This window comes from Vagococcus changpingensis (genome assembly GCF_058211775.1).
On the sequence record NZ_JBYVZB010000001.1, the window covers coordinates 57537 to 68756 of the forward strand.

Genomic DNA, 11220 nt, shown 5'->3' on the forward strand with positions numbered 1-11220 from the left:
TTTTTCTCGAGAAATGCTTTTTTATTTAAAATGTCATAGGTGTTAATGAGTCAGTATAGATAGCTAATACATCATCAGCGCTAAGTGGTACATAGGCTTTTGTGCTGATATTTGAATGCTTCACTGATTGTTCAGCCATTTCATTTAAGAGCGAGTCATCTATACCGACTTCTGGTAAGGTCATTGGAACGCCCCACTTAACAAAAGTGTCATAAGTTTGTTTAATGGCTTCTTTTGCTATGATGTATAGGTCGTCATTTAGCTCTAAATCAAACACACGGTGTCCGTATAAAGCGAAACGTTCGACTGTGTCATCATTTAAGACGTGTTCCATCCATCTTGGTGTTAAGATAGCTAAACCAATACCATGAGTAATATCGTAATAGGCACTTAATTCATGTTCCATTGGGTGACATGACCAAACGCCAGTTTTTCCATTTCCAGTTAAACCATTAAGTGCTAAAGAGCTTGCCCACATTAAATTAGCGCGAGCTTCATAGTTTGTTGGATCGGTTAAAGCTGTTGGCGTGTAATGCAACACTGTTCTCATTAAGCCTTCAGCAATGCCGTCTTGAACCATGGTATCTGGTGTTTGATTAAAATAATTTTCAATTAAATGACTAAAAATATCTGCTGAACCAGCCATTGTTTGATAGGTTGGAACAGAGAATGTGTAAGTGGGATCTAAAATTGATACTTTGGGTGTGACCAGGCGTGTATGGAAACCTAATTTTTCTTTTGTTTCTTCATTTGTGATAACTGCTCCCCCATTCATTTCTGAACCTGTTGCGGCGATCGTTAATATTGTCACAATGGGTAAAGCGTTTGTCAACTTAATCTCATTGTTAACAACGAAGTCCCAAGGGTTTCCATCGTAGAATACACCTGCAGCAATTGCTTTGGAGCAATCAATTGTTGAACCTCCTCCAACAGATAAAATAACATCAACATTATTTTCTTTACAAAGGTCAACACCTTTTATAACAGTACTAAGTCTAGGATTTGGCTCGATGCCACCTAATTCGATGATTTTAGTGTCCGTTCCAATTAAGCGGTAAATATCATCGTATAATCCATTTCGCTTAATACTACCACCACCATAAGTCAATAATACAGTTTTTCCATATTGCTTTAATACAGTTGGTAATTGGTTAATTTGATTTTTTCCAAATAAAATGTTGGTTTGTGCGTGAAAATTAAAATTCTTCATCAATATTCCCCATTTCTATTATGATATTGTCTTATTTTTGGAAAGATTTGTCAATAATATACTCTTTTGGCTTATATTATGATTAAGTTTTTAACTATTATATAGGCATTAAAGTGTTTTATATAATGATGTATTAATTAGTTAAATTTATAAAAATAAAAAAGATGTATTTATTTAACTTTTTAATATGTTAAAGTTTAAATAGTTATATTATTTATTTTTTATCTTGTTTATTAGGTTATTTTTATTCTTTTATACCTATTATTAGGATAGTAGGTGTCTTTTATTTAGTTTTTGTGTATTCTAAATTGAAAATGGAAGGTATAACATGGATTTATTGAAACATTTTGTCGCTATTATTCCGATAGTATGGCTGATGTTATCATTGGGTGTTTTTCATATACGAGGAGATTTAGCTTGTATGATTGGATTTGTCGGCACGATTATTTTGAGCATAGTGGGTTTTGGGTTCTCTTTTGTGCATAGTATCACAGATGGTCTGGGAGGCGTTATGAATTAGCCTTAAAAAAGCGATGTTTTATTGTCTTTTATACACAATCGTTTTATGCCTCGTTGTTGTTGGTATAGGAAAAATGATGAATTACTTATAAAAATAGTACAGAAACAGTAAAAAATTGTTTGTGAAAGTGTTTGAATTAGTCTGAAAGTAGTAAAATAAAGTTGTATTAAAAAAATAAGTTGTTGTTTGGAGGAATCAGAATGAGAGTAAGCATATTTACCAGCTGTGTCGTCGATTTAATGTTTCCAAATGTTGGAATAGCCATGGTAGAGGTACTAGAACGATTAGGATGTGAGGTCGATTTTCCAGAAAAACAAATTTGCTGTGGTCAACCAACGTTTAATAGTGGTTATGAAAAGAAGAGCAAAGCAACACTCATTAATCAATTAGAAGCATTTGAAAACTCAGATTACGTAGTAGGTGGAGCAGGGTCTTGCGTGGGGATGTTACGTGAGTATCCAGAGTTGTTGAAGGATGATGAGGTGTATTATCCTAAAGCAGTTGAATTAGCAGAGAAAACATACGAATTTAGTCAGTTTATTTACCGGGTATTAGGACTAACAGATGTAGGTGCGTGTTATGAAGGTAAAGCAACCTATCATCGTTCTTGTCACATGACACGTCTGTTAGGTGAAAGGGAAGCACCATTTGTATTATTGGATAATGTTGAAGGGTTAGAAATGATTCCATTAGGCCATATTGAAAATTGTTGTGGTTTTGGTGGAACTTTCTCCGTCAAGATGCCAGAGATATCTGAGCAAATGGTGACAGAAAAAATGAACGATGTCATTAATACAGGTGCTGATACTTTAATTAGTGCTGATATGGGATGCTTGATGAATATTGGTGGTAAGTTTAACCGAGATGGTAATCCGATTAAAATCATGCACATCGCAGAAATATTAAATTCAAATGTCGATACTAGTCGAATTCAATTATCTAGCGGGGTGGCAAACTAATGGGATTAACAACAAGTACAAAACCATTTAAAGAGCGATTAGAAGATAGTAAAAAAGATGTCTTCATGCAACAGGCCGTAGCTAAAGCTCAGGATGCTCAATGGGTAAAACGTGAAGGTGCTCGTGACAAATTAGGTAATTGGCAAGAGTGGCGCGAGTTAGGTGAGAGTATCAGACAACATACGATTGCTTATTTGCCAGACTATTTGGAGCAATTTAGTGATAATGTTGCCAAACAAGGTGGGCACGTTTATTTTGCTCAAACAGCAGAAGAAGCTAATGAGTACGTTAAACAAATCGTCTTAGATAAAAAAGCAAAAAAAATTGTTAAATCAAAATCAATGGTCACAACAGAAGTCGATGTTGATCCTATGCTGTTAACACTTGATGGCGTGAGTGTCATGGAAACTGACTTAGCAGAATTTATTTTACAAATGGATGATTGGGATGAACCATCACATATTGTGTTTCCAAGTATTCATAAAAATAGAGAACAAATTCGTGCGGTCTTTGAGAAAAAACTTGGCTACAAAGGGGATAATGATCCAGTAAATTTAGCTAGGTGTGCTCGTGAAGTCATGAGAAAATTTTTCCTTGAAGCAGAAGTTGGGATTACAGGTTGTAACTTTGCAATTGCTGATAGTGGTATGATTAATTTGGATACAAATGAAGGAAATGCTGATTTGACGATTAGTATTCCGAAAACACAAATTGTCTTAATGGGAATGGAACGAATTGTTCCAACGATGAAAGAAGCAGAAGTGTTGGATAACTTATTGGCTCGAAGTGCGGTTGGTCAAAGTTTAACGACTTATGTGACGTTTGCTGGACAAAAACGAGCAGATGAATCAGATGGACCAGAAGACTTCCACGTGATCATCGTGGATAATGGTCGTTCAAATGCGTTAGGAACAGCTTTCCAACCAGTCCTACAATGCATTCGTTGCGGGTCATGTTTGAATGTGTGTCCTGTTTATCGTCATATCGGTGGACATGGTTATGGGTCTATTTATCCAGGTCCAATTGGTGCTGTCTTATCTCCAGTATTAGGTGGATACAAACAGTTTGGTGAATTACCTTATGCATCAAGTTTGTGTGGTGCTTGTACAGAAACCTGCCCTGTTAAGATTCCGTTACATGAATTATTAATTGAACACCGTAAAGTGATGACAGATGACTTGAAAATGAAACACGGATTTGAAGATTTCCAAATGAAAGTTATTGGTAGTGGGACTGCTTCACCATTTTTATTCAATTCAGCGATTCACATGGCACATGGTGGAATGGGTGTATTAAGTAAAAAATCACCAACCTCCGTTACAAATATGTACCAGTTTGGTGGCTTTATCAATAAAGGTCCTGGACTTGTAAAAGGTTGGACAGATGTGAGAGATTTACCAAGACCACCTAAATACAAAGATAGCTTTAGAAAATGGTTTAAAGATCATAAGGCAGGTGCAGACAATGACTAATATTTATAATCGTGATAAATTTTTAGCTAACTTACATGAAAAATTAGGGACAACGCCTTTAAATGTTGCAGAACATCCTTATATTCCCGTGAATGATTTGCCACAAACACACTTATCAGATAAGAATGTAGACGAACTACTTGGCATTTGTAAAGAAAAAGTCAAAGATATTCATACTGAGTTGTTAGATATTCCATCAAGTGAGTTACATAATACATTGAAAAAATTGATTGAACAATCAGGAAATGGAAATATTTTATTACCTAAAGATGATCGTTTTTCTAAAGAGTTATTAGATTTTCTAGAAACAGAATATAGCTCTGATATTTCTTATTGGGATGAGGGAGAAGAGTTTCGTGATAGTAACATAAAAAAAGCAGAAGAAGCCAATGTCGTGATTGCTAATGCTGATTTTATGCTAGCGGAATCTGGCTCGATTGTGGTAGAAACAACACCAGGTCAAGGGCGTTCACTACACTTTTTACCAACACACTATATTTCACTGATTAAAAAAAGTAGCATTGTGGCTCGTTCAACACAAGCAGCCAACTACTTTGCTGAAAAAATTGAAAAAGGTGAATCTGTTGGTTCTGCCATTCATTTTATTTCAGGTCCATCAAACTCTGGTGACATTGAGATGCAATTAGTTGTCGGACTTCATGGCCCGTTAAAAATGTATTATGTTGTATTAAATGATTTATAGACAAGCAAAAAGCATGTAGAGATTTTTCTACATGCTTTTTTTAAACTGTTTGTCCCTGTACAAAAGTAACTGGTAAAAAATAATGGTCTTCTAATTTTTTCTCCACGTCATCAATTCGTTGCATTAACAAGTCAATTAAGATATCGGCATAATCAGTCAGTGGTTGCGCGAGAGTGGTTAGTTGAGGGAAGTAAGTTCTGACAAACTTTGTTCCATCGTAGCCAATCAATTTCATATCTTCAGGAATCGAAATACCTAGTTGTTGGCACTGGTTGTAAACTAAGATAGCTGTTAAATCATCCGTGCAAAACAACCCATCAATGTCTTCGTTTTCTAAAATTCGTTTGATTTCGATGTTTTTTAAGGCAGCTGATTGATAGCTTTGGTCAAACTTAAATACTTTAGGCGTTAATTGATGCTCTTCAATGAACGAAAGGTACCCATTCAGTCGTCTATTAGTTGGTGAGTTTGAGCGTTGGGAGCCAGTTAAAATAGCGATATTTCTTGCCCCTTTTAGAAACAGGGTCTCTGTTGCTAAATATCCCCCTTGAAAATTGTCACTACCAACAATTGGAATGCCATCTGCCAAATATCGATCAAATGAGACGATGGGTAAATCAATGTTCTCGTATTCTTTGATACCAAGATTGTGAGCCCCAGCGATAATCCCATCTACTTTATTTGCTGCTAGCATATTGATGTAGTTTCTTTCTTTTTCTTTATTATTCGCACTGTCGCAAATAATACATTTGTAACCTTTCTCGAATAATCGCGTTTCAATTTTATCAATTAATTCACCATAAAAAGGATTAGAAACAGTTGGAAAAATTAATCCAATTAATTGTGTTTGTTTACCTTGAAGGGATCTGGCTAAACTATTTGGTTGATAGTTTAGCTCCTTCATCGCTTGATTGACTTTGTTAATTGTTTTTTGACTTAAAGAGCCATAGTTATTAATGACACGAGATACAGTTGTTGGCGATACGCCAGCTTTTTTTGCAACATCTGTTAATTTAATTGCCATTGATGCTTATCTTCCTTTATCTATTTGTTTGTCGTAGTTCGTAATAAGTGATAGAAGAAGGAACATTGGTATTAACAGTGATATATGTATGATTTGCTTCAGCTTCTGGAAAGACACGAGCAGTTGCTACTTGTTCACCATCATTAATAAAGACTTCCACTAATGATTCATCTACAAATATTTGGAGAGTTAATGGTTTTTGGCTAATAGAAAACTCTCTTGTTTCTCCGTATTCTCTTGCAAAACCATTCCCTATATGACTACGATCGATAATTATTTTACCACAAGTTGTATCAAAGGAGATACTTAATCCGTTCTCTCCATTTTCTTGAGTCATTAATTTAATTTGACCCTTTTCAGAGTCATGGCAATCAATCTCTAATTCATAACAATTTGTTTTTGCATCGTAATGTATTGTTTGGCTCTCAGGTAATTTTATGCTATTTAGACGCAAAGTTTTTGTTTCTTTTGCGGGTAGTTGATATAGTTTATCATCTTTAATAATTAGCTCTTTAATTATGCTTAAGCAATGAGCCCAACCATAGTCATCTGTCGGATAATTCACTTCAGGTAAACCAATCCAACTTACTGCTAAGACACGACCATCAGGACTATTAAATGCTTGTGTGGCATATACGTCAAACCCTTCATCTAAATTTTTTAATGCTGTTGGATTAGTAATGGCGTTAGTTTCTAAATCATAACTATCGCCAATAATATACATATTTGGATAGATATTATCATAATGACAAATGGATTTATCTAAACCTTGTGGACAGAAAATAAGCAACGCTTTGTCATTAGAAAAAACAAGGTTTGGGCATTCAACCATGTATCCCATTGGTTCATTAGTAAAATTTAACTCACCATTTAAAGTCCAATTTTGTAAGTCTTTACTAGTATAAGTTAGTGCTTTTCCTTTATTATCAGTTGTCTGAGCACCGATAATCAATAGATAGCCATCATTGAATGGAATAATTTGTGGGTCTCTAAAATCATGAGAAAAACCAACAGGTGGATGATCAATTAAGGGTTCATCGATTTTTGTAATATGATTAGTTGTATCCATCCATGCACCGAGTTGGTAAGAACGACGTTGCCAATTATCATCACGCACATTTCCAGTGTAAGCTAGTAATAATTTATCATTAACTGGTAAGGCTGATCCGGAATAAACCCCGTGACTATCAAAAAACGTATCAGGTTCTAATGCTAAACCCTCATACGTCCAATCGATTAAGTTATCAGAGGTTAAATGCGCCCACGATTTAACCCCATGAACAGGTCCGATTGGATAGGCCTGATAAAACAGTTGCCATTTTCCATTAAAGAAAGAAAAACCATTTGGGTCATTTAATAAACCTGTTTTAGGTTGGATATGATAACCTAATCGCCATGGCGAATGAGTAACAGTTGTAATCAATTCTTTTATATAGTCAGTGTCCCAATCATTATATTTTTTGTATCTATCAGGTGTTGTCCATTCTTTTTTTAAAACCATAATGTTCCTCCTAGTAAGCGTATTCGACACATAAATAGTAAGGTATTTATTCTTTTTTGTCAAACGTATATCAATTTAAAAAGCACTTTATTTATAAGGAAATGTCATTAAAAAAAGATATCATGAATATTTTTGATAAACGTTTGACATTTATGGGAAAAGATGACATAATCTAAATCGAGAAAAGCGATTACATTATAAACATGTTGTAGGAGGAGAAACAATGGATTACAAAAAAGTCGCACAAGAGATAAACAATGCTTTAGGGCAAGATAACTTACAAGCAGCCGCTCATTGTGCCACCCGTTTAAGGTTAGTGTTAAAAGATTCTGGTAAAGTGAATCAAGCTGCTTTAGATAATATTGATGCAGTTAAAGGAACGTTTGAAGTAAATGGGCAATTTCAGATTATTATTGGGGCAGGTGAGGTGAATAAAGTCTATAAAGAATTAGTTGCTTTAACCAATGTCAAAGAAGTATCAACTTCAGAAGTTAAAGAAGAAGCAGCAACTGGAAAAAAACAAAATCCAATCATGGACTTTATTAAAGTATTATCTGATATTTTTGTTCCAATTGTTCCAGCGTTAGTTGCTGGTGGTTTGTTGATGGCGTTAAATAATGTCTTAACAGCTGAACAGTTATTTGGCCCTCAATCAGTGGTTCAAATGTACCCGGTGTTACAAGATTATGCAGGAATTATTAATTTATTAGCTTCAGCACCGTTTGCTTTTTTACCAATACTAGTTGGGTTTTCTGCAACCAAACGTTTTGGTGGTAACCCGTATCTAGGAGCGGCCATGGGGATGGCGATGGTTATGCCAGATTTAGTCAATGGGTATGGTGTAGCAAATGCTATCGCAGATGGTACAATGAATTATTGGCATATTTTTGGTATGGATGTTGCACAAGCTGGCTATCAAGGATCTGTTTTACCAGTTTTAGCAGTATCGTGGATTTTAGCTACTTTAGAAAAATTTTTCCATAAACGTATTTCAAATGCTTTTGATTTTACGTTTACACCGATGCTAGCATTGATTATTACAGGGTTCTTAACGTTTATGTTCGTAGGACCTGTCATGCGTGGTGTATCTGATGGATTGACTGATGGTTTAGTATGGTTATATGATACAACAGGAGCAATTGGGTTAGGAGTATTCGGTTTATTTTATTCACCGATCGTGATTACTGGTTTACACCAAAGTTTTCCAGCTATTGAAACGACTCTTTTAGCAGAAGTAGCTAAAACAGGCGGTTCATTTATCTTCCCAGTGGCTTCTATGGCCAATGTGGCTCAAGGTGGGGCGGCTTTAGCCGTGATGTTTTTAACAAAAAATGAGAAACAAAAAAGCTTAGCAACTTCAGCAAGTATCTCAGCCTTACTTGGTATTACAGAACCAGCCATTTTTGGGGTTAACTTAAAACTTAAGTTTCCATTTATCTGTGCAATGATAGCTTCAGCCGTTGCAACAACATTTATTGGATTCTTTCATGTTTTAGCTGTTGCAATGGGACCTGCTAGTGTGATTGGCTTCATTTCAATTGCACCAAAATCAATTCCTTATTACATGATAGGAATTGTCATTAGCATTGTTGTAGCGTTTATCACAACTTATTTATATGGTAAGAAAAATGGTCATCTGTTTGCAGAAGCTACTGTATCTGGAGCTGCAACTAATACAGCAGTAGAAATAAATGAAGATCCTGAGGAAAGTATTAAAACTGTACAAGATGATGTGTTAGAATCACCAATTGCTGGTGAAGTTGTTCAATTAAAAGAGGTCAATGATCCGGTATTTTCTCAAGAGATGATGGGGAAAGGGATTGCGATTTCTCCGACTGATGGCAACGTGTATGCCCCTGCTGATGGTGAATTAACTGTTGTGTATGATTCAAAACATGCGTACGGTATTATGACAGATAAAAAGGCTGAGGTATTGATTCATATCGGTATTGATACAGTGCAATTAAATGGTGAAGGATTTACAACTGAAAAAACAAGTGGTGACATAGTTAAAAAAGGTGATTTATTAGGAACAGTTGATTTAGACTTGTTAAAAGAAAAAGGCTATGATCCTACTGTGATGATGATTGTTACTAATACAAATGCTTTTAGTAATATTGAAGCATTAAATAAAAAAGAAGTAGCAGCTAAAGAAGATTTATTAGTTGTGACACAACCAACTGAATAATTTAAGAAATACTTGTTATTGGGCTTACTAAGGTTGCCTGATAACAAGTTTTTTTATTATATACAAGGGTTTATTTTAATATCCATCTTTAGGGACTTGACTTGATTCTTTCTAACGTTATAATTTAGATTAACAAAAATAAAAAATTAGGTATACCTAAAAAAGGAGAATAGAATGAAAAAAGTTTTATTATTGAGTACATTAATTTTGGTTGGATGTCATATAGATAGCAGTGTTGTAGAGGCATCAGATATAAGAGATGAAGTCGTTATGTTGGATACGGAACAGGCAACACTTTTTAAAGATAGTCAAGGAGTCATATACAAAATCATTAATGATAAAGAAAGTCAATTAGAAGTTCAGGTGGGGGATGGTGAACAGCCGATTCCTAATTTATCAACTAATGTCATCATTCCCTCATATGTTGAGTTTGATGGAAAAGAATATGCGGTGACTCGTGTAGGGAGTTTTGCGTTTACAACGTATGAGGATGAGGCAGGTCAGATTTCTGAAGCAGGTTCAAATGTTGAAACTCTCTCGTTGCCAAGTAGCATTAGAAAAATAGAAGAAAAAGCGTTTTATAGTGCTATTAATTTAATGTCTGTTTCAATTCCAAAAGAAAGCCAATTGGAGTCAATCGGAGATAATGCCTTTGCGTTTTCAGGGTTAAATCAATTTTCTTTACCAGACTCAGTAACAACTATTGGAAAGAATGCTTTTACATTTAATCACAGTTTATCTTCCTTTGATATTTCGAAAGCGTCTAAATTGACATCTATTGGTGAGGGAGCTTTTAGAACAAATAAAAAATTACGTTCATTCTATCTGCCGAAAAATGTGACCACTATTGGTGCATTTCCTTTTTCAGGTGCAATTGCTCTAGAAGATATTTCAGTTGATGATGAGAATCAAGTGTATTCATCAAATGAAGGCGTATTATTTAATAAAAATCAAACAGAATTAATCACGTATCCTGCTGATAAATATGCAAAGGAATACGTTGTTCCGGATACAGTGACGTTGATTAGTGAGAATGCATTTGAATACAATACTGGGTTAAAAAAGATTGCCTTAAATAATAACTTGGAAAAAATAGATAATTTGGCATTCAAAAACATGTTGAAATTAGAAGAAGTATCTCTGGGTAATAAAATCGAGCATATTGGTCGTTTAGCATTTTATAGTATTCCTAATTTGAAAAGCTTAACCATTCCTGATTCTGTTGTGTCATATGGAAAAAATCCTTTTTATGAATTAAGTGGATTAACCGACATTACATTTGGTAACCGAACACAAGAGATTCCTAATGGATTTATGGGTGGAGATTTTGCTAGTTTAGTATCAGTCGCATTTTCTGCACCAAATTTATCGGTTTCTGAAGAGGCATTAAATTTTTCGTCTTATACAGATATTAATAATATTCAATTTGTGGTAGCAACAGATAATGATAAAGTAAAATTAACGAATGCTTTGAAACTTGATGAGAATAATGTTTTAGTGGAAACACCAAGTGAAGTAGAAACACCAAGTGAAGTAGAAACACCAAGTGAAGTAGAAACACCAAGTGAAGTAGAAACACCAAGTGAAGTAGAAACACCAAGTGAAGTAGAAACACCAAGTGAAGTAGAAACACCAAGTGAAGT

The 11220-nt window shown here is 34.8% G+C and carries 9 protein-coding genes; 6 read left to right on the forward strand and 3 right to left on the reverse strand.

Features of this window, described 5'->3' with window-relative positions; all coding sequences use genetic code 11:
• Positions 1 to 25: 25 nt before the first annotated feature.
• Positions 26 to 1210, reverse strand: coding sequence for an iron-containing alcohol dehydrogenase (locus AC37UB_RS00335; protein WP_117974071.1), 1185 nt, complete (start codon positions 1208 to 1210; stop codon positions 26 to 28).
• Positions 1211 to 1538: 328 nt separating this feature from the next.
• On the opposite strand from AC37UB_RS00335, the gene AC37UB_RS00340 reads away from it, so the two are divergent.
• From AC37UB_RS00340 to AC37UB_RS00355, 4 genes are all read left to right on the forward strand, one after another.
• A complete protein-coding gene (locus AC37UB_RS00340; RefSeq protein WP_117974073.1) occupies positions 1539 to 1730 on the forward strand; it encodes a hypothetical protein in 192 nt (63 codons plus the stop codon).
• Positions 1731 to 1930: 200 nt separating this feature from the next.
• Positions 1931 to 2689, forward strand: coding sequence for a (Fe-S)-binding protein (locus tag AC37UB_RS00345; RefSeq protein ID WP_117974075.1), 759 nt, complete (start codon positions 1931 to 1933; stop codon positions 2687 to 2689).
• Positions 2689 to 4161: a LutB/LldF family L-lactate oxidation iron-sulfur protein gene (locus AC37UB_RS00350; RefSeq protein ID WP_117974077.1), complete on the forward strand. Its 1473-nt coding sequence runs from the start codon at positions 2689 to 2691 to the stop codon at positions 4159 to 4161. Before AC37UB_RS00345 ends, AC37UB_RS00350 begins: the two co-directional genes overlap by 1 nt.
• Complete coding sequence (locus tag AC37UB_RS00355) at positions 4154 to 4864, forward strand: LutC/YkgG family protein (RefSeq protein WP_117974079.1); 711 nt, start codon at positions 4154 to 4156, stop codon at positions 4862 to 4864. Before AC37UB_RS00350 ends, AC37UB_RS00355 begins: the two co-directional genes overlap by 8 nt.
• A gap of 40 nt (positions 4865 to 4904) precedes the next feature.
• Here the strand turns inward: AC37UB_RS00355 and AC37UB_RS00360 are convergent, their stop codons facing one another.
• Positions 4905 to 5888, reverse strand: coding sequence for a LacI family DNA-binding transcriptional regulator (locus tag AC37UB_RS00360; protein ID WP_241699615.1), 984 nt, complete (start codon positions 5886 to 5888; stop codon positions 4905 to 4907).
• Between the two features lie 16 nt (positions 5889 to 5904).
• Entirely contained in the window at positions 5905 to 7389 is a 1485-nt protein-coding gene (locus tag AC37UB_RS00365) for a sucrose-6-phosphate hydrolase (protein ID WP_117974083.1), read from the reverse strand.
• A gap of 223 nt (positions 7390 to 7612) precedes the next feature.
• On the opposite strand from AC37UB_RS00365, the gene AC37UB_RS00370 reads away from it, so the two are divergent.
• Both AC37UB_RS00370 and AC37UB_RS00375 read left to right on the forward strand, forming a co-directional pair.
• The gene (locus AC37UB_RS00370) at positions 7613 to 9577 is read left to right on the forward strand and encodes a sucrose-specific PTS transporter subunit IIBC (protein WP_242094331.1); all 1965 of its coding nucleotides are present in this window, start codon (positions 7613 to 7615) and stop codon (positions 9575 to 9577) included.
• 174 nt (positions 9578 to 9751) lie between these two features.
• Positions 9752 to 11220: leucine-rich repeat domain-containing protein (locus AC37UB_RS00375; protein WP_490685132.1), on the forward strand; the 1469-nt coding region annotated here is incomplete at its 3' end.

What these genes read in the sequence shown, in the direction of transcription:
- AC37UB_RS00355 (WP_117974079.1), top strand. Translation starts at nt 4,154, where the DNA reads ATGACTAATATTTATAATCGTGATAAATTTTTAGCTAACTTACATGAA.
- AC37UB_RS00365 (WP_117974083.1), bottom strand. Translation starts at nt 7,389, where the DNA reads ATGGTTTTAAAAAAAGAATGGACAACACCTGATAGATACAAAAAATAT.
- AC37UB_RS00340 (WP_117974073.1), top strand. Translation starts at nt 1,539, where the DNA reads ATGGATTTATTGAAACATTTTGTCGCTATTATTCCGATAGTATGGCTG.
- AC37UB_RS00370 (WP_242094331.1), top strand. Translation starts at nt 7,613, where the DNA reads ATGGATTACAAAAAAGTCGCACAAGAGATAAACAATGCTTTAGGGCAA.
- AC37UB_RS00335 (WP_117974071.1), bottom strand. Translation starts at nt 1,210, where the DNA reads ATGAAGAATTTTAATTTTCACGCACAAACCAACATTTTATTTGGAAAA.
- AC37UB_RS00350 (WP_117974077.1), top strand. Translation starts at nt 2,689, where the DNA reads ATGGGATTAACAACAAGTACAAAACCATTTAAAGAGCGATTAGAAGAT.
- AC37UB_RS00345 (WP_117974075.1), top strand. Translation starts at nt 1,931, where the DNA reads ATGAGAGTAAGCATATTTACCAGCTGTGTCGTCGATTTAATGTTTCCA.
- AC37UB_RS00360 (WP_241699615.1), bottom strand. Translation starts at nt 5,888, where the DNA reads ATGGCAATTAAATTAACAGATGTTGCAAAAAAAGCTGGCGTATCGCCA.